The organism is Thauera phenolivorans (assembly GCF_001696715.1).
GTDB lineage: Bacteria > Pseudomonadota > Gammaproteobacteria > Burkholderiales > Rhodocyclaceae > Thauera > Thauera phenolivorans.
This window is the reverse complement of record NZ_MBFM01000004.1, coordinates 148140-166506: the sequence shown is the minus strand read 5'-3', so window position 1 is coordinate 166506 and position 18367 is coordinate 148140. Positions and strand designations below refer to the sequence as shown.

The window sequence follows — 18367 nt, the reverse complement described above, 5'->3', positions numbered from 1 at the left end:
GTGTCTACAGGGTAGGGCGCCGGCGTATCAGCATCCAGGCGGCGAACACCACCACCGCGCTGAAGCACACCAGCGACCAGTTCGCGATCGACAGGCCGAGAAAGGTCCAGTCGACCGCGACGCAGTCGCCTGCGCCGCGGAAGATCATCGGCAGCGCGTCGGCGAGCGGGAAGCTCTCGAGCATGAATTCCAGGCCCGGACCACACTCGGGAATCATCGGCGGATTGAGCTGCATCCAGCTCTGACGCGCGGCGATGCTGCCGCCGGCCAGCGCGGCGATGCCGATCAGGGCCGCATAGACGCGGCTGCCCGCGCCGTGCAGGCCGCCGACCAGCGCGATCAGCGCCACGGTGACGAAGGCGTAGCGCTGCATGATGCACATCGGGCAGGGCTCGAGACCGACGACGTGCTGCAGGTAGAGGCCGAAGCCGAGCAGGCCGGTGCACACGGCGAAGAGGGCGAGATACAGCGTGCGCGCGGGCAGCGCGCGGAAACGGCTGGGGAGCATCGAGGATTCCGGTGAGGCGAAAGGCCTCATTCTAGTGGATCCGCTCGCCGCCGGCCCGCCACAGCGCCGGCGGCGGGCACTCGCGAGGGCGACGACGCGGCGGTCGCCGCTGCTACACGACGCGCGGCGGGCAATGCGTGGTAGGAGCGGCGAACGCCGCGACACGGCCCGGACGCGCCGGTCGCCGCTGCTACCGCGTCTACCCGCCGAGGGCCGCGACCAGCATCTCCAGGAAGGCCCGCGTCTTCGCCGGCATCAGGCGGCGCCCGGGGAATACGGCCCAGGCCGTGTGGGTCGGCAGGCACCAGTCGGCCAGTACCCGGCGCAGTTCGCCCGCGCGCACATGCGGCGCAGCGAAATAGTCGGGCACCGCCGCGATGCCCGCGCCGGCGCGGGCAAGCCGGATCAGCAATTCGGGCGAGTTCGCACTCGTGCGCCCGGGCGGCACGCCCTGCCAGCGCCGTTCGCCGCGCATCAGCGTCCATGGCGTGGCTTCGCCGTTGCGGCCCAGCAGGCGCAGCGCCTCGTGCGCGGCGAGCGCGTCCGGCGAAGCCGGCTCGCCATGCTCGGCGAGGTAGGCGGACGCGGCGTAGAGCCCCACCGGCAGAGCCGCGATGCGGCGCGCCGCCAGCGTCGCGTCGTCGGGCAGCTCGCCCATGCGCAGGGCGATGTCGAAGTTCTCCCCGAGCAGGTCCACCCGCCGCGGCGAGAGGTCGAGCTCGAGGGCGATGGCCGGATGCAGGGCGACAAAGGCGGCCAGCATGTCCACCAGGAGCAGGTTCGCGAAGTCGCTCGGCATCGACACCCGCAGCCGGCCGCTCGGGCGCGCCTGGCGGCTCTCGGCAAGCGCCGCTACCGCCTCGACCTCGGCCGCCACCTGGTGGGCATGATCGAGCAGGGCCTCGCCGAACTCGGTCAGCGTCAGCCGCCGCGTAGTGCGCTGCATCAGGCGTTCGCCCAGCTTGTTCTCGAGCAGCGACAGCCTGCGCGACACCGTCGATTTGGGCATGCCGATCTTTTCGGCGGCGCGGCTGAAGCTGCCCGCCCTGGCGATCGCCGAGAAGATCAACAGGTCGTTGGGATCGATTTGTTCCATGAGCGAGACAATCTTATCCGGAATGCCGGGTTAATCCGAGAATAGATCTCAATTAGACTTCAGTCCGTAGATCGATTTCCGGCCATCGTGCCACACCCCTTCCAGGAGAACACCGCATGAAGATTCTGCAGATCAACGGCAGCGCCCGCTCCCAGGCCGGCAATTCCACCGTCCTCGCCAACGACCTCGTCGCCCGACTGGTGGCGGCCAATCCGCAGGCGAGCGTGGTCCAGCGCGATCTCGCCCGCGACCCGGCGCCGGTGATCGACGAGGCCGCGCTCGGCGCACTGTTCACCGCCGCCGAGCAGCGCACCCCCGAGCAGGCGGCGCGCGTGGCCGCCAGCGATGCGCTGATCGCCGAGGTCGAGGCCGCCGACGTGCTCGTGCTCGGCGTGCCGATGTACAACTTCGGCATCTCGGTCCAGCTCAAGAACTGGATCGACGCGATCGCCCGCGCCGGCGTCACCTTCCGCTACACCGAGAACGGTGCCGAAGGGCTGCTCAAGGGCAAGAAGGTCTTCGTCGCCTTCGCCCGTGGCGGCCGCTATCGCGGCACCCCGGCCGACACCCAGACGCCCTACCTGCAGAGCGTGCTGGGCTTTCTCGGCATGACCGACGTCCGCTTCATCTACGCCGAAGGCCTGAACATGGGCGAGGACGCGGCCAAGCAGGGCTTCGCCGAGGCGAGCGCCGACATCGAGGCCGCGCTCGCCTGAGTCCGGCCCGTCCGGAGGCGGCGTCCGCCGCCTCCGCACCGCGAGGAGATCCGCCATGACGAGCAGTCCGATGCCCGCGACCGCGACGGTCGCAGAATCCCGCCGAGTGGAGCGCCTGGTCGCCGGGCGCGCCACCTCCGACGGCGCCGGGGTGAAGCTCACCCGGGTGCTGACCCAGCCGCTGCAGCGCCGCCTCGACCCCTTCCTGATGCTCGACGCCTTTGGCAGCGACGATCCCGACGACTACATCGGCGGCTTTCCCGACCATCCGCACCGCGGCTTCGAGACGGTCACCTACATGATCGCGGGCCGCATGCTTCATCGCGACAGCGCCGGCCACGAGGGCCTGCTCGAGAACGGCGGCGTGCAGTGGATGACCGCCGGCCGCGGCGTGATCCACTCGGAGATCCCCCAGCAGGAAGACGGCGTCATGGAGGGCTTCCAGCTGTGGCTGAACCTGCCCGCGCGCGAAAAGATGAGTGCACCGTGGTACCGCGACTTCAGCGCCGCCGAACTGCCGCGCCTGCGCACCGCCGAGGGCGTCGAGGCGGTCGTGATCGCCGGCGAGAGCCACGGCGTGACGGGCGCGGTGCAGCGCGAGGCGAGCGCGCCGCTCTACCTCGACCTGCACCTGCCGGCCGGCGCGCGCTTCGTCCAGCCGATCCCGCCCGCGCACAACGCCTTTCTTTATGTGTATCGCGGCGAGGTCGGTGTGGCCGGAACCGCGGTGCCGGCGCAGCGGATGGCGATCCTCGCCAACGATCCGGCCTGCGACGGCGTCATCATCGAGGCCGCCGGCGAGGCGCGCTGCCTGCTGATCGCCGGCCGGCCGCTCGCCGAGCCGATCGCCCAGTACGGCCCCTTCGTGATGAACAGCGAGCAGGAGATCTACCAGGCGCTCGCCGACTTCCGCGACGGCTGCCTGGCAGAGGGCTGAAGCTGGCGCGGCGGCGGCCTCAGCCGCGTGCGAGCTCGGCGAGGATCGCGACCTGGGTGACGATCGGCGCCGGCACCGGTGCTTCGCCCGCCAGCATGGCGCGGATCAGGGCGGCGTTGTCCGCCACCGACGGTGCGTCGGGCAATTCGGCCAGCGGCGGCGCGCCGCCTTCCTCGGCTGCCGCCGCGATGCGCGCCGCGCCGTCGGCATAGGTCTTGAGCTCGGGGCAGCGGCGAGGGTTGGCGTAGATCTCGCCCTCGGTGCCCCGCAGCAGCAGCGCGCGGCCGCCGTCGGCGCGCAGGAACTCGTCCATGCGCACGAGGTATTCGGGATGGGTTACCGCCACCACCCGCACGCTGCGTCCCGGGCAGGGGTCGAGCAGCTTCGCCATCGTGTGCCCGCTCGCGCGCACGCCCAGACGCAGGCGCAGGGCGAGCAGGGCGTCCAGCCCCGGCAGCAGCTTGTCCACCGCGATGCAGGCGAGCCGCCCGGTGGCCAGCTGGGCCGCAGCCGAAGGGGCGTCCGCCGCCGGCACCAGGTCGAGCTCGGCGAGCAGATCGAAGGGGCTCACGCGGGTCTCGAAATCGTGGCGCCCCTGGATCAGCACCGGCACCCCCTCGCGCGCGAGCAGCATCGCCACCAGCGGCATCAGGTTGGCCTGGCGGCGCGCGCCGTTGTAGGTCGGCAGCACCACGCAGCGCGGCCCCGCCGGTACCTCGACGCGGGCGACGCGCGCATCCATTGCCTGCTTGAAGCCGAGCAGCTCGTCGCGCGTCTCGCTCTTGATGCGCAGCGCGATCAGGATCGCGCCGAGTTCCAGCCCGGGTACGCGGCCGTCGAGCACGTCGCCGAAGAGGGCAGCCGCGGTAGCGGTGTCGAGCGGTCGCGAGCCCTTTGCGCCGCGGCCGATTTCCTTGATGATTGGGCCATAGTTCATCGCGGCATTATGCGTGGACCGCCACGCCCGGGGTAGCCCCGCGCGCCGCTTTCCCGCCCACGGGTTTTCCCCAGTCGATAGGAGTCTTTGCAATGGAAGTCGGATTCATCGGACTCGGCCTGATGGGCCGTCCCATGGCGCTGAACCTCATCCGCGCGGGCCACAGCGTGCATGTCTGGAGCCGGCGCCGCGCCTCGATGGCGCCGCTGCTCGAGGCCGGCGCGGGCGATGCCGCGAGCGCCGCGGAGCTGGCCGAGCGCTGCCCGGTGACGATCAGCATGGTGGCCGACGCACCCGACGTCGAGCAGGTCACCCTCGGCCCGGGCGGGGTCGCCGAGCGCGCGCGCGCCGGCCACATCCATGTCGACATGAGCACGATCGCGCCCGCCGCCGCCCAGCGCATCGCCGCGGCGCTCGCGGAGAAGGGCGTGGTCGCGCTCGACGCGCCGGTGTCCGGCGGCGAGGTGGGCGCGGTCGCCGGCTCGCTGACGATCATGGCGGGTGGCGACGCCGCCGCATTCGAGACGGTGAAGCCGCTGTTCGAGGCGATGGGCAAGTCGGTCACCCTGATCGGCGCGGCGGGCGCCGGCCAGGTGGCGAAGGCCTGCAACCAGATCCTCACCGGCGTGGGCGTCGCCGCGGTCGCCGAGGCGCTCAACTTCGCCACCCGCAGCGGGGTGGATGCCGCCCGCGTGCGCGAGGCCCTGCTCGGTGGCTTCGCCTATTCGCGCATCCTCGAGAACCACGGCCAGCGCATGCTCGAGCGCAACTTCAAGCCCGGCTTCAAGGCGTGGATGCACCAGAAGGACCTGCGCATCGTGATGGAGGAGGCCCACCGGCTCGGCCTTGCGCTGCCCGCCTCGGCGGCGACCGCGCAGCTGTTCAACGCGGTGGTCGGCAGCGGCATGGGCGAGGACGACTCGATCGCGATGCTGCGCCTGCTCGAGCGCATGAGCGGAGCCGAAGAATGAGCGGGGCGGGGATGCGGGTCGGCTTCATCGGCCTGGGTGTGATGGGGGCGCCGATGGCGCGCCACCTGCTCGCGGCAGGTCACGATCTCGCGGTATGGGCGCGTCGGCCGGAGACGGCCGATGCGCTGGTCGCAGCCGGCGCGGCGCGCTGTGCGAGCCCGGCGGCGCTCGCCGCCCGCAGCGAGGTGGTGTTCACCATCGTCACCACCGGCGCCGACGTCGAGGCGCTCGCCTTCGGCTCGGGCGGCCTGATCGCCGGCTTCGCGCCGGGCGCGATCCATGTCGACATGAGCACGATCGCGCCCGCGACCGCGCGCGAGATCGCCGCCCGCTACGCGAAGAGCGGGGTGCGCTGGCTGGACGCACCGGTCTCGGGCGGGGCGGTGGGTGCCGAGCAGGCCTCGCTGGCGATCATGGCCGGCGGCGAGGGGGAGACGCTCGAGGCGGTGCGGCCGCTGCTCGAGGCGATGGGACGCACGATCGTGCACATTGGCCCGGTCGGCGCCGGCCAGGTGGCGAAGGCCTGCAACCAGATGGTGATGGTGTCCGCGATCCAGGCCTGCGCCGAGGCGATGCGGCTGGCGCAGGCGCACGGCGTGGATCTCGCCGCGGTGCGGCAGGCGCTGATGGGCGGTTCTGCGGCATCGCGGGTGCTGGAGGTGATGGGCGAGCGCATGGTCGCGCGCGACTTCGTCCCCGGCATCGAGGCCCGGTTGCACCACAAGGACTTCGGCTTGCTGATCGAGGAGGCGGTGCGCAGCGGCACGCCGCTGCCGATCGCCGGTCAGGTGGCGCAGCAGCTCAATGCGCTGATGGCCTGCGGCTGGGGGCGGGACGACACCGCCAGCCTGCTGCGCGTGCTCGAGCGCATGGCCTGAGCGTTCAGCGCCCGCCACTCGCCTGCGGCTTGCCGTACCAGCGGAAGCGCTCGACCACTTCCGCCATCTCGGCCGCGCTCAGGAGCGCCGGGGGGCCGAGCTGGCAGCTGCGCCAGTACTGCTCGCACAGGGTCTCGAACTCGATCGCCAGCGCGAGCGCGTGGGCCGGATCGCGACCATGGACCACCATGCCGTGGTTGGCGAGCAGGCAGGCGCTGCGGTCCTGCAGCGCCGCCACCGCGGCATCGGACAGCGCCTGGGTGCCGAAGGTGGCATAGGGCGCGCAGCGCACCGTGCTGCCCCCGAAGCGGGCGATCATGTAGTGGAAGGGCGGGATCTCGCGTCGCTGGCAGGCGAGCGCGGTGGCGAAGGGCGAGTGGGCGTGCAGCACCGCGCCCGCCGCCGGGAAGGCGGCGTAGATGTCGCGGTGAAGCTGCCACTCCGAAGAAGGCGCGCGCCGGCCGCCGGCACTCCCGTCGCGGTCGACCTCCACCATGTCGTTCGGCGTGCAGGCCTCGGCTGCCATTCCACTCGGCGTCACCAGGAAGCCGCGCGCCAGGCGCAGGCTGGCATTGCCCGCGGTGCCGACGTTGAGCCTTGCGTCGGTCAGGCCGCGCGCCGCGGCGAGCAGGGCGGCGCGCTGGGCGGGGCTCGCGTTCATCGCTGCCGCTCCGGATAGAGGCGGTCGAGCTCGCCCGGGGCGGCGACGCCGCGTTCGGTCACGATCGCGCTCACCAGCGCGGCCGGGGTGACGTCGAAGGCGGGGTTGGCCACCCGGGTGTCGGCCGGCGCCAGGCGCAGGGTGGCGATGCGGTCCGCCTCGTCGGTCCCGCGGATGCGGCACAGCTCGTCCGCGCCGCGGTCCTCGATCGGGATCGACGCGCCCGAAGCGCAGTCGAAGTCGAGTGTCGAGTGCGGCGCGGCGACATAGAACGGTACGCCCGCAGCGTGCGCGGCGAGCGCCTTGAGGCAGGTGCCGACCTTGTTGGCGACGTCGCCGTTGGCGGCGATGCGGTCGGCGCCGGTGATCACCAGATCGACCTCGCCACGGGCGAGCAGCAGGCCGGCTGCGTTGTCGGCGATCAGTACGTGCGGCACGCCCGCTTCGCGCAGCTCCCAGGCGGTGAGCAGGCCCTGGTTGCGCGGCCGGGTCTCGCTCACCAGCACCTCGACCGCATGGCCCGCGGCCTGCGCCGCATACACCGGCGCGAGCGCGGTGCCGGCGCCGCAGGTGGCGAGCCAGCCGGCGTTGCAGTGGGTCATGATGCGCAGCGGCCGTCCCTCGCCGCGGGCGACGAGGCGCGCTTCGAGCAGGGCGAGGCCGTGGCGGGCGATCGCGTCGCAGGTGGCGGCGTCGTCGTCGACGATCGCCGCGGCCTCGCGCCAGGCCGCCTCCGCCCGTGCAATGGGCGGCAGCGGCGACAGCACGCGCGCCATGCGGGCGAGCGCCCAGTGCAGGTTGACCGCGGTCGGGCGGGTGGCGCCCAGCAGCGCGATCGTGCGCTCGAGCACCGCGTCGTCCGCGCCTTCGGTGGCGAGGGCGAGTGCCACGCCGTAGGCAGCGGTGGCGCCGATCAGCGGCGCGCCACGCACCTGCATCGAGCGGATCGCCTCCGCCACTCCGGCGGCGGTGGTGAGGCGGCGGATCTCGCTGCGCCAGGGCAGCAGGGTCTGGTCGAGGATCGCGAGGGCATCGCCGTCGCGGCGCAGGGTCGGAATGGGCTGGGTGAACATGGCTTCATTCTAGGGGGCTTCGCGGGGCGGCCGCGAGGCCGATCGCGCGGGGCAGCATGCTAAAATTGCGCATTCCTCGCTCCAATGGTATCCGGCGATCGTGCGTAACCTGCTGCTCTTCTTCCTGGCGCTCGGCGGCATCTGGTGGGTGCGGCGCATGCTGTCGCGTCTCGGCCAGGCGCGGCGCGACGACCGCGCCGACAAGACCGGTGCGACGCGGCGCGAGGCGCTCCCCGAGCGCATCGTCGAATGCGCCCACTGCGGTCTGCTCGTGCCCGAAACCGAGGGGGTGAGCGACGACACCGGCTTCTACTGCAGCGAGGCGCACCGCCGCGCCGGTCCGCGGCGCAATGCCTGACACTGCCGTCCTGAGCCAGGCCGGCATCGAACGCTCACGCCAGGCCTCGCTGCGTTTCTTCAATCTCTATCGACTCGTCCTCGCCGGCATCCTGCTGGTGACCGGTGCCGAGTTCGGTCTCGGGCGCGAGCACCCCGGCGTGTTTACCGCCGCGGTCTTCGCTTATCTCGGCGCGATCCTTACGCTCGGCTTCCCCGATGCAGGCCGCCGCCTCGGCCGCGAGCGCGTGATTGCGCTGCAGGTCGTGATCGACATCGCCGCGCTGGCGGTGATCATGTGGACCAGCGGCGGGTACCGCAGCGGCATGCCGGTGCTGATGATGATCGTGCTCGCCGGCGGCGGCCTCGTCGCCGAGGGCCGGATGGTGATGTTCTTCGCCGCGCTGGCGACGCTGGCGGTGCTGTTCGAGAACGCCTGGCGGCACGCGGCCGGCGGCGGGCCGGGCGACTTCTTCCAGGTGGGCCTCTTCTGCGCCGGCTTCTTCGGCATCGCGCTGGTGTCCCATCTGCTGGCGCGGCGTGCGCAGGCCAACGCCTCGCTGGCGGCCGAGCGTGGCGAGGCGCTGGTCAAGCAGCAGGCGGTCAACGAGCGCATCATCCGCGACATGCAGGATGGCGTGGTCGTCGCCAGCGCCGGCGGGCGGGTGCGCCAGGCCAACCCGCAGGCACGCGCGCTGCTCGGGGTCGGTGCCCTCGAGGGTCGGCTGCTGACCGACTGCGACCCCAACTTCGAGGAAGTGCTCACCACCTGCTGCGACAGCAAGGGGCGGCTGCTGCGTCTCGGCCCGGCCGACCGCCTGTTGCGCTGCCGCACCGTATGCGGCGAGACGGGCGCCGCAGCCGACGGTGACGTCCTGATCTATCTCACGGACTTCGAGGACATCCAGCGCGATGCCCAGCAGGCCAAGCTCGCCGCCCTCGGTCGGCTCACCGCGAGCATGGCGCACGAAATCCGCAATCCGCTGGCAGCGGTGACCCAGGCCGCCGAGCTGCTGCAGGACGAGCGCCGGCAACAGACGCAGGAGCGGCTGCTGCGCATCGTCGGTGACAATGCCCGCCGCATCGAGCACATGATCCGCGACGTGCTCGCCCTCGGCCGGCGCGAGCACCCGCATCCCGAGACCATCCCGCTGCAGCCCTTCATCGCCGACGTGCTCGAGGAGCGGGGCTTTCGCCGCCCCGATGAGCGGGCGCTGGTGGTCGCCAACATCCACGCGGGCCTGAGCCTGCAATTCGATCGTGCCCACCTGCAGCAGATCGTCGACAACCTGCTCGACAACGCCTGTCGCCACTGCTCGCGCACGCCGGGCGCGGTGCAGGTGGTGGCGCGCGCGCTGATGGGCGGGCGGGTCGCGCTGCACGTGCGCGACGACGGCCCCGGGCTCGACGAACGCGTGCGTGCACACCTGTTCGAACCCTTCTTCACCACCCACGCGCGCGGCACCGGCCTCGGCCTCTACATCGCGCGCGAGCTCGCCGGGGCGAACGACGCCTGGCTCGAGTCGGGGCCGGATGCGCCGGGCGCCGACTTCGTGCTCACCGGACGGAGCTGAGCATGGCGAACGAGCGCCGCAATCCGCCCGCGCGCAACGACGTGCTGGTGGTCGACGACGAGGAGGACATCCGCGAGCTGGTCGAGCTGTCGCTGCTGCGCATGGGCCTCGGCTGCGACACTGCGGGCAGCCTGGGGGAGGCGCGCGCCCGACTCGCCGAATGCAGCTACCGGCTCTGTCTCACCGACATGCGCCTGCCCGACGGAGACGGCCTCGAGCTCGTGGAGTTCATCCAGGCGCATCGGCCGGGCCTGCCGGTGGCGGTGATCACCGCCTTCGGCAGCATCGAGACCGCGATCCGCGCGCTCAAGCTCGGCGCCTTCGACTTCGTCACCAAGCCGGTCGAGCTCAAGGCCTTGCGCGGCCTCGTCGGCAACGCGCTCAGGCTCGAGCCCAGGGTAGCGGTGCGCAGCAGCGGCCGCGGCCTGATCGGGCGCTCCGACGCGCTCCAGCGCCTGCGCGCGCAGATCGAGAAGCTCGCGCGCAACCAGGCGCCGGTGTTCATCCACGGCGAATCGGGCACCGGCAAGGAAGTCATCGCCCGCCTGATCCACAGCCTCGGGGCGCGCGCCAGCGGCCCCTTCGTCCCGGTGAACTGCGGCGCGATCTCGCCAGAACTGATGGAGAGCGAGTTCTTCGGCCACCTCAAGGGCAGCTTCACCGGCGCCGGCACCGACAAGGAAGGCCTCTTTCAGGCGGCCAACGGTGGCACGCTGCTGCTCGACGAGGTCGGCGAGCTGCCGTTGGCGATGCAGGTCAAGCTGCTGCGCGCGATCCAGGAGCGGGCCGTGCGCCCGGTCGGCGCGCACGCCGAGGAGGCGGTGGACGTGCGCATCCTGTCGGCGTCCCACCGCGACCTTGCCCAGCTGGTGGCCGAGGGCAGGTTCCGTCAGGATCTGTTCTTCCGCATCAACGTCATCACCCTGCGGGTGCCGCCGCTGCGCGAGCGCCCCGAGGACATCGCCGAGCTCGCCGAACACATCTTCGCGCGCCTGGCCGAGCGCGAGGGCGGTGCGCCGCGGCGGCTGACGCCGGCCGCGCTCGCCCTGCTGCAGGAGTACCCCTTTCCGGGCAACGTGCGCGAACTGGAGAACCTGCTCGAGCGCGCCTGCGCATTGAGCGAGGGCGAGGAGCTCGACGTCGGCGATCTCGACCTCGGCCCGATCCACGCGCTGCAATCGGCTGCCCGGAACGCGGCGCCCGCGCCGGCGGCCCCACCCGCGGGCGCCGACTCGGATCCCGAGACGCGGCGTCGCGCACTGCTCGAGGCTCTCCGCGAGCAGCGGCTCGACCTGGCGGCGGCGGCGCGCAGCCTGGGCCTGACGCCGCGCCAGCTGCGCTACCGGCTGCAGAAGTGGGGGCTGGTGCTTCCCGGGCAGGACTGACTCAGATCACCACCCGAACCTGCTCGCCGGTGGCCGCGCGCAGCTGCGCCGCGAGCGCTTCGCGCGCCCCGCGCTCGCCGTGCACCAGCCGCACCTCGCCCGGCAGGTGGCGCATGCGGGTGACGAAGCGGGTCAGATCGTCGCGGTCGGCGTGGGCGGAGTAGCCGCTCAGGCTGTGGATGCGGGCGCGGATGTCGATCCGCTCGCCGTCGAGATCCACATAGCCGCCGCGCGGACCGAAGGTCTGGATCGCATTGCCTGGGGTGCCGCGAGCCTGATAGCCGACGAAGACCACGTCGTGGCGACGATCGCCGAGCATCGCCTTGAGGTAATTCACCACCCGGCCGCCGGCGCACATTCCGCTCGCGGCGATGACGATCGCCGGCTCGCCGCTGCGTGACAGCCGGCGCACGTTGGCGAGATGCGCGTCGTGCTCGCTGATCGCGCGTAGCTGGGTGAACGCGAGCGGGGTGCGACCCGCGCGCAGACGCGCTCGCGCCTCGTCGTCCCAGAAGGGCGCCAGCTCGCGGTACAGCATGGTGAAGCGTTGGGCCAGTGGCGAATCGAGGAAGATCGGCAGCTTTTCCCAGCGCGCGGCGTACTTGCCCGGCTTGCGCCGCTGGCGATGCAGGATGTCCTCGAATTCGTACAACAGCTCCTGCGTGCGGCCGATGCTGAAGGCGGGGATGATCACCGTTCCGCCATCGTCCAGCGCCTGCTCGACGATCTTCTGCAGCCGCTCGCGTCGGCTGCGCCGGTTCTCGTGGCTGCGGTCGCCGTAGGTGCTCTCGAGCACCACGGTGTCGGCGCGCCAGGCCGGCTTCGGCGCCGGCAGCAGCGGCGAGTGGGGCGCGCCGAGGTCGCCCGAGAACAGGACGCGGCGCGGTGCCGCGTCTGCCGGGGTGGCGACGTCGCACTCGACATAGGCGGAGCCGAGGATGTGGCCGGCGCGCTGGAGGCGAATGCGGCAACTGCCCGCGGCGTCGGCATGCACGGTGTGCCAGGTCTTGAAGGGCAGCGGCCGGATGCGGGATTCGACCAGCCGCAGGTAGCGCTCGACCACGGCCTGGTTGCGCGTGACGCCGATCTCGAAGGCGTCGGCGAGCACCACCGGCAGCAGCCTGGCGGACGGTTCGCTGCACAGGATCGGGCCCTTGAAGCCGGCTGCGAGCAGCCATGGGATGCGGCCACAGTGGTCGATGTGAACATGGGTGAGAACCAGCGCCCGCACCCGGTCCACCGGAAAGTCGATCTCGAGCTGGTCGGCCGCATTGCGTCCGTCGGGGGAGGTCTCCGCGCCCTGGAACAGGCCGCAGTCGATCAGCAGGCTGTCCTGGCCGAAGAAGAGCTGATGGCAGGAGCCGGTGACGCCGTCGCGGGCGCCGTGGTGAACGATGTCGGTATCCATGTCGACATCATATAAAGGGCTGGCATCGATGCCAATGACGTAATGCCGAATCGCTTCGCGGATGCCCGCGCGCGATGCTCAGTGCCCGACGAGCTGGCGATGCAGGGAGAAGAGCTCCGCCGGCGCCGAAAAGCTGCGGTAAAGGCTGCGGGTCGCGTGGTCGCGTGCGTTCGGGTCGCTGAAGAGGGCATCGATCGTGGCGCCCGGCAGATGCATCAGCACCGCGGGGGCGCCCACCCGGGGGCAGGTGCGCTCGGGGCCGGCGACGCGACAGCCCAGCAGACGCTTGTAGAACGCGGCGTGCCGCGGGTGAACCTCGATGAAGATGTCGGTGAGGCGGTGGACCATGCGCACGAGCACGTAGAGGACCTGTACCATCGAGCCGAAAACTTCCTGCGACGCGTGCTCGGGGTCCATCGCGAGCCGGCTCACCTCGCAAACCCTGCCGCCGCGTGCGCGCACCGCGTCGATTTCCTTACGGTAGAGCACGTCGGCGAGCAGTCCGTCCTCGGTTTCGAGCCCCAGCGCCAGGGTCGCGAAGGGGTGGTCGTCCTTGCACGCCACGATGGTCGTATGGCCGTCGTGCTCGGGAAGCTCGGTGTGATAGCTCATCAGGCCGCGCGATTGGTACATGCGCTCGATCAGTCGCGAGATGTGCGTCTTGAGCTCGTGCTTCTCGTCCGCGATCAGGATGCGGTAGCCGTCGCGCTCGAGGTTGAAGTTCGAGTTCAGCCTGCCTGAGCGTGGCGCCAGCGGCAGGATGCCCGCGCGCGCACTGAAGCACCAAGGCGAGGCTTCAGGGTCGGTGAGGAAGGGGGGGTCGAAAAGGTGGGAGGTCGAGCTGCTCATCGACATTGGGTTCCGGTAGTCGTAACGGTGGGTTCCGGCGAGGTTCACATGAACTGAATGCACCAATTAGTTTCCTGCAAAGACGACGCACTTTATCTTCGTAATGTCAGCTTAGCTGTAACCCTTTGTGTAATTGTGCGCAGCTTATCGATGTGTATCTTCGTAGCATTTCAGCCAGATCTTCACGCTATGATAACGGTAGTTCGCAACCAGGGATGATTCGACCATGCAACAGAAGGCGGCAACCAAGCTGAAAAAATCCGGGCAGATCGGCGCAATGTTGCTGGCCGCAAGCCTGCTCTCGGCCTGCGCCTCCTCCTATCCGCCGGCACCCGTTGCCGCGTCCGATGCCGAATACAGCTACGTGATCGGCCCGGGCGACACGGTAAATATCGTGGTGTGGCGCAACCCGGAACTGTCGATGTCGGTGCCGGTGCGACCCGACGGCAAGATCACCACGCCGCTGGTCGAGGACCTTCCGGCGCTCGGCAAGGACTCCAGCACGCTCGCGCGCGACATCGAGAAGGAACTCGAGAAGTTCATTCGCGAACCGGTCGTCACCGTCGTCGTCACCAACTTCGTCGGTCCGTACAGCGAGCAGATCCGCGTGGTCGGCGAGGCCACCGATCCGAAGATCCTGCCCTACACGCAGAAGATGACCCTCCTGGACGTGATGATCGCGGTCGGCGGCATGACCGAGTTCGCCGACGGCAACAGCGCCACGATCCTGCGTACCGGCGAAGGCAACAAGCAGTACAGCGTCCGCATCCGCGACCTCGTCAAGCGCGGCGACGTCTCGGCCAATGTCGAGATGCGGCCGGGCGACGTGCTGATCATCCCGCAGAGCTGGTTCTGACCGACGCTCGTCGTCCCGGACTCTCCCTCAATTCCGGACGCCCGTCGCGCCAGCGGCGGACGGGTCTTCGGCTGCACGAGTAAGCAATCATGGAAGAGCTTGTATCGCAGTTGGTCGTCTACCTCCGAGGCATGTGGCGCTTTCGCTGGTGGGGGCTGGCGCTGGCCTGGATCATCGGCATCGTCGGCACTGCGGTGGTCGCGACCATGCCCGACAAGTACGAATCGACGGCGCGGATCTATGTGGACACCCAGTCCCTGCTGCGGCCGCTGATGTCCGGCCTGGCGGTCCAGCCCAACGTCGATCAGCAGGTCGCGGTCCTGAGCCGCACCCTGATCAGCCGGCCCAACATCGAGAAGCTGATCACCATGGCCGACCTCGACCACGAGACGCGAACCCCCGAGGAGCGCGAGGCGATGATCGCGACGCTCGGCAAGGAACTGCAGATCCGTTCCACCGGTCGGGACAACCTCTTCACGCTTGCCTATGCCGACACTCGGCCCGAGCGTGCCCAGCGCGTGGTGCAGTCGCTGGTGTCGCTGTTCGTGGAGTCCGGCCTGGGGCGCAAGCAGCAGGACACCGAGTCGGCGCGCCGCTTCCTCGACGAGCAGATCGCGGGCTACGAGAAGAAGCTGGCGGACGCGGAGAACCGGCTGAAGGACTTCCGCCTGCGGAACATGGGCTTGCTCGGCGATGGCGGGAAGGACTACGTCAGCCAGATCGCCGCGCTGAGCCAGGCGGCCCAGGCGGCGCGGCTCGAGCTGCGCGAGGCCGAGAATTCCCGCGACTCCCTGCGTCGGCAACTGGTGGGTGAGGAGCCGGTATTGCTGCCCGAGGCGTCGTCCACCATCGGCGTCTCGATCCCGGAGATCGACGGGCGCATCGACACGCTCAAGCGAAATCTCGACGAGATGCTGCTGCGCTACACCGAACAGCATCCCGATGTCAGCGGCACGCGGCGCGTCATCGAGGAACTCGAGGCGCAGAAGCTCGAGCAGGTGCAGGCGATGCGCGCGGCCGGTAGCGGCTCGCAGTTCGGCGCCCTCAACAGTAACCCCGTTTTCCAGCAGATGAAGCTCGCGCTCGCCGAGTCCGAGGCGCGGGTCGCCTCGCTGATCGCCCGCGTCGCCGAGTATGACGAGCGCCTCGCCAGCCTGCGCGGGCTGGCCGAACGCCTGCCCGAGATCGAGGCCGAGATGGCCCAGCTCAACCGCGACTATGCGGTGCACAAGCAGAACTACGACAGCCTCGTCCAGCGCCGCGAGCAGGCCAACATCTCGGTGGACATGGGGGCGCGTGGCGGCGTCGCCGACTTCCGGGTGATCGATCCGCCGGCGCTGCCGACCGCGCCGTCGCAGCCCAACCGCATGGTGCTGATCCCGATCATCGGCCTGCTCGGCCTCGGTGCCGGCTTCGCGCTGACCTTCCTCATCAGCCAGCTGCGGCCGGCCTTCACCGACGGCCGTGTGCTCCGCGAGGTCCTGGGGCTGCCGGTGCTCGGCACGGTGTCCATGTTGTCGACGCCGCAGCGTGTGCGGGAGCGTTCGCGTGGGCTGATGATCTTCGGCACGAGTGTCGTGCTGTTCGTGGCGGCGATGGCTGCCGCCACGATGGCGATCAAGTTGATCCAGGGTTAAGGGAGCACGACGATGAGCCTTATCGAAAAAGCGGTACAACGACTCGACCAGCTCAAGCAGGCCTCCGGCGAAAGCCCTGCCGAGCTGCCGCCCGTCCATGCCGAAGTCGAGGCCGAGAGCCGGTCCACCCAGGATGCGCAGTCGTCGGCGGTGCCGCGCGTCCAGGTCCAGGACCACAACCCGGTGCGGTCGCGCCAGGTCGACATCGACCTCGCACGGCTGGCGATGGGCGGAGTGGTCACCCCCGATCAGCCGCGCAGCACCATCGCCGAGGAATACCGCGTGATCAAGCGGCCCCTGCTGCGCAACGCCACCGCGACCGGGGCGGCGGCGATCCGCAACGGCAACCTGATCATGGTCACCAGCTCGCTGCCGGGCGAAGGCAAGACCTTCAGCGCGATCAACCTGGCGATGAGCATGGCGATGGAGCTCGACTTCACGGTGCTGCTGGTCGACGCCGACGTTTCCAAGCCCTCGGTGCTGAAGCAACTCGGCCTGCCGAAGGAGCGCGGCCTGATGGACGTGCTCTCCGGCGAGGTGTCGGATCTCAGCGAGGTGCTGCTGCGGACCAACGTCGAGAAGCTGTCGATCCTGCCGGCGGGGATGCCGCACGTACGGGCGACCGAGCTGCTCGCTTCGGAGTCGATGGCGCGCCTGCTCGAGCAGATGGCGAGTCGCTACCACGACCGGATCATCATCTTCGATTCGCCCCCGCTGCTCGTCACCACCGAGGCGCGCGTGCTCGCCACCCGCATGGGGCAGGTGGTGATGGTGGTCGAGGCCGAACGCACTACACACGCCACGGTGCGGCAGGCCCTGGGCACGATCGAGGTCTGCCCGATCAAGCTGCTAATGCTGAACAAGAGTCGGCAGCAGGCCGTTGGCAGTTACTACGGATACGGCTACGGATACGGGTATGGCCACAAGACGCATTCGGAAGCGGCCTGAGGCCATTCGGCGCCCAAGCCGGCTGCGCGTGCTGGTGTTCGCGCTGGCGGCGAGCGCGGCAGCGACGGCTTCGGCCCAGACCAACGAGTTCACCCCGACGCTCGACACGCGTGTCACCTGGACTGACAGCGGCGGTTCGTCCGGCGGTGGTGGGCCGGAGTGGGTGTTCGAGATCGCGCCCGGGGTCGAGGTCGTGCGCGAAAGCGGGCGCGCCACCGGCGCATTCAGCGCGCGCCTGCGCAATCTGGAGCGCGTCCGCAATCTGTTCGCCTCGCGAGACAGCGACCGCAGCCAGAGCTTCATCGAACTGAGCGGGGCCGGGACTTACGAGGCGATCGAGAACTTCCTGTTCATCGATGCCGATGCCTCGATCAGCCGTGACAACACCTCGAGCTTCTCGGGCCGCTCGCGAGGCGATCCGCTCGCGACCGACAAGAACGACGAGCAGCGGGTCTTCTCGATCGGGCCGCGGATCGAGTTCGGTTTCGGCGAGAACGGGCGCGGCAGTGCTCGTTACCTCGCGCGGTGGTATGACGGCGCGCGCGGCGAGCTGGCCGAAGAGCGGGTCGATCAGTGGAATGCCGGCCTGTCCGATCCGACCGCCTTCGGCCGGGTGGGCTGGGGGCTTGCCTATTCCCGCACCGACACCCAATACGACGGTCTCAACAGCGAGGAATCCCTCGAGGAGATCGGTCGCGCCACGGTGTTCTTCGGCCTGATGCCCGAGCTGCGGCTGCGCGGGATCGCAGGCTACGAACGGAACGACTACGCGGGCAACGAAGAAAGCGGCAGCATCTACGGCGGCGGCTTCGACTGGACGCCGAACAGCCGCACCTCGCTCAGCGCCACCGTCGAGGACCGCCTGTTCGGTACCGGTTACGATGTGCAGTTCAACCACCGTATGCCGCGCCTCGAATACCTGCCGAGCTCGCACTGGCAGCTCAGCTTCACCCGCGACATCCAGTCCAACCTCGAGACGCTGGCCGGTGGCTTCCTGCTCGATCCGCGCTTCCAGAACCTGCTTGCGCTGTTCAACGATCCCGTCATCGTCGCGCTCTATCCTGACGAGGCCGACCGCCGGCGCCGCCTGGTGGAACTGTACGAATCGATCGGCGGCAACTTCGATCCGCTGCGCAGCAACCTCTACTACCTGGAGCGCGCCGCGCGGGCCGCGCTGTCGCTGATCGGCGCGCGCAACGTCCTGACCCTGTCCTACGACAACTCGGACCGCGAGCGCCTCAACACGCTCAGCGGGAGCTTCATCGGCGACCGGCCGGAGGACGAGCTCGCGATCTTCGGCAGGGTCAGGACGAGCTCGCTCACCCTGTCCCTGACGCACCGTCTCTCCGGCCTTTCCGCGATCAATGCCTCAATCAGCCGCGAGAAGGCTGAGGGCAGCGAGAGCGAGCAGTTCAGCGATCTCGAGGCCGACCGGACCTGGCTGAGGGTGGGCTTCGTCACCCGCCTGAGTCCGGACGCGACGGGCGAACTGAGCTATAGCCACCAGCGCACCGAAAGCGACGGTAACAGCAGCACCAGCTTCAACGACTTCACCGAAAACGCCATCACCGCGACGCTGGCGATGCGTTTCTGAGCC

18 protein-coding genes are annotated in these 18367 nt (G+C 70.0%); 11 read left to right on the top strand and 7 right to left on the bottom strand.

Annotated elements, in window-relative coordinates:
• Positions 1-4: 4 nt before the first annotated feature.
• Both BB334_RS10670 and BB334_RS10665 read right to left on the bottom strand, forming a co-directional pair.
• Complete coding sequence (locus tag BB334_RS10670; RefSeq protein ID WP_068808353.1) at positions 5-508, bottom strand: disulfide bond formation protein B; 504 nt, start codon at positions 506-508, stop codon at positions 5-7.
• A gap of 199 nt (positions 509-707) precedes the next feature.
• Positions 708-1604 carry a LysR family transcriptional regulator gene (locus BB334_RS10665; protein ID WP_068808350.1) on the bottom strand — a complete coding sequence of 299 codons (897 nt, stop codon included), beginning with the start codon at positions 1602-1604 and terminating at the stop codon, positions 708-710.
• A gap of 116 nt (positions 1605-1720) precedes the next feature.
• On the opposite strand from BB334_RS10665, the gene BB334_RS10660 reads away from it, so the two are divergent.
• Both BB334_RS10660 and BB334_RS10655 read left to right on the top strand, forming a co-directional pair.
• Positions 1721-2320 carry an FMN-dependent NADH-azoreductase gene (locus BB334_RS10660; protein ID WP_068808347.1) on the top strand — a complete coding sequence of 200 codons (600 nt, stop codon included), beginning with the start codon at positions 1721-1723 and terminating at the stop codon, positions 2318-2320.
• A 55-nt stretch (positions 2321-2375) separates the two neighbouring features.
• Complete coding sequence (locus tag BB334_RS10655; RefSeq protein WP_068808344.1) at positions 2376-3257, top strand: pirin family protein; 882 nt, start codon at positions 2376-2378, stop codon at positions 3255-3257.
• A gap of 19 nt (positions 3258-3276) precedes the next feature.
• On the opposite strand, the gene ybiB is transcribed toward BB334_RS10655, so the two are convergent.
• Positions 3277-4194 carry a DNA-binding protein YbiB gene (gene ybiB, locus BB334_RS10650; protein WP_068808341.1) on the bottom strand — a complete coding sequence of 306 codons (918 nt, stop codon included), beginning with the start codon at positions 4192-4194 and terminating at the stop codon, positions 3277-3279.
• A gap of 92 nt (positions 4195-4286) precedes the next feature.
• Between ybiB and BB334_RS10645 the strand changes: the two genes are divergently transcribed.
• Together BB334_RS10645 and BB334_RS10640 are read left to right on the top strand one after the other, a co-directional pair.
• Positions 4287-5165, top strand: coding sequence for an NAD(P)-dependent oxidoreductase (locus tag BB334_RS10645; protein WP_068808338.1), 879 nt, complete (start codon positions 4287-4289; stop codon positions 5163-5165).
• Positions 5166-5176: 11 nt separating this feature from the next.
• Positions 5177-6043, top strand: a complete 867-nt coding sequence (locus tag BB334_RS10640) for an NAD(P)-dependent oxidoreductase (protein ID WP_068808335.1) — start codon at positions 5177-5179, stop codon at positions 6041-6043.
• A 4-nt stretch (positions 6044-6047) separates the two neighbouring features.
• Here BB334_RS10640 and BB334_RS10635 read toward each other — a convergent pair whose 3' ends face one another.
• Both BB334_RS10635 and mtnA read right to left on the bottom strand, forming a co-directional pair.
• On the bottom strand, positions 6048-6704 hold the full coding sequence (locus BB334_RS10635; RefSeq protein WP_068808332.1) for a class II aldolase/adducin family protein: 657 nt from the start codon (positions 6702-6704) through the stop codon (positions 6048-6050).
• A complete protein-coding gene (mtnA, locus tag BB334_RS10630) occupies positions 6701-7777 on the bottom strand; it encodes an S-methyl-5-thioribose-1-phosphate isomerase (RefSeq protein ID WP_068808329.1) in 1077 nt (358 codons plus the stop codon). The genes BB334_RS10635 and mtnA overlap by 4 nt, the downstream gene beginning before the upstream one ends.
• A 100-nt stretch (positions 7778-7877) precedes the next feature.
• Here mtnA and BB334_RS10625 point away from each other — a divergent pair, with 100 nt between their 5' ends.
• Genes BB334_RS10625 through BB334_RS10615 form a run of 3 tightly spaced genes read left to right on the top strand, consistent with a single transcriptional unit; the run spans position 7878 to position 11072 of the window.
• Entirely contained in the window at positions 7878-8135 is a 258-nt protein-coding gene (locus tag BB334_RS10625) for a PP0621 family protein (RefSeq protein WP_068808322.1), read from the top strand.
• Complete coding sequence (locus BB334_RS10620) at positions 8128-9687, top strand: sensor histidine kinase (protein WP_068808319.1); 1560 nt, start codon at positions 8128-8130, stop codon at positions 9685-9687. Before BB334_RS10625 ends, BB334_RS10620 begins: the two co-directional genes overlap by 8 nt.
• A gap of 2 nt (positions 9688-9689) precedes the next feature.
• Positions 9690-11072, top strand: a complete 1383-nt coding sequence (locus tag BB334_RS10615; RefSeq protein WP_068808316.1) for a sigma-54-dependent transcriptional regulator — start codon at positions 9690-9692, stop codon at positions 11070-11072.
• A 1-nt stretch (position 11073) separates the two neighbouring features.
• On the opposite strand, the gene BB334_RS10610 is transcribed toward BB334_RS10615, so the two are convergent.
• Positions 11074-12480: an MBL fold metallo-hydrolase RNA specificity domain-containing protein gene (locus BB334_RS10610; RefSeq protein WP_068808313.1), complete on the bottom strand. Its 1407-nt coding sequence runs from the start codon at positions 12478-12480 to the stop codon at positions 11074-11076.
• A gap of 78 nt (positions 12481-12558) precedes the next feature.
• On the bottom strand, positions 12559-13329 hold the full coding sequence (locus tag BB334_RS10605) for an N-acyl amino acid synthase FeeM domain-containing protein (protein ID WP_158014401.1): 771 nt from the start codon (positions 13327-13329) through the stop codon (positions 12559-12561).
• 277 nt (positions 13330-13606) lie between these two features.
• Here BB334_RS10605 and BB334_RS10600 point away from each other — a divergent pair, with 277 nt between their 5' ends.
• The 4 genes from BB334_RS10600 to BB334_RS10585 all read left to right on the top strand — a co-directional run bounded on the left by BB334_RS10600 (position 13607) and on the right by BB334_RS10585 (position 18364).
• Positions 13607-14185 carry an XrtA/PEP-CTERM system exopolysaccharide export protein gene (locus tag BB334_RS10600; protein ID WP_068808916.1) on the top strand — a complete coding sequence of 193 codons (579 nt, stop codon included), beginning with the start codon at positions 13607-13609 and terminating at the stop codon, positions 14183-14185.
• Between the two features lie 89 nt (positions 14186-14274).
• Positions 14275-15822, top strand: coding sequence for an XrtA system polysaccharide chain length determinant (locus tag BB334_RS10595; RefSeq protein WP_068808309.1), 1548 nt, complete (start codon positions 14275-14277; stop codon positions 15820-15822).
• Between the two features lie 12 nt (positions 15823-15834).
• Positions 15835-16770 (top strand): XrtA-associated tyrosine autokinase, encoded by a 936-nt coding sequence (locus tag BB334_RS10590; RefSeq protein ID WP_068808306.1) that lies wholly within the window; start codon positions 15835-15837, stop codon positions 16768-16770.
• Positions 16771-16798: 28 nt separating this feature from the next.
• The gene (locus tag BB334_RS10585) at positions 16799-18364 is read left to right on the top strand and encodes a TIGR03016 family PEP-CTERM system-associated outer membrane protein (RefSeq protein WP_158014400.1); all 1566 of its coding nucleotides are present in this window, start codon (positions 16799-16801) and stop codon (positions 18362-18364) included.
• Positions 18365-18367 lie beyond the last annotated feature (3 nt).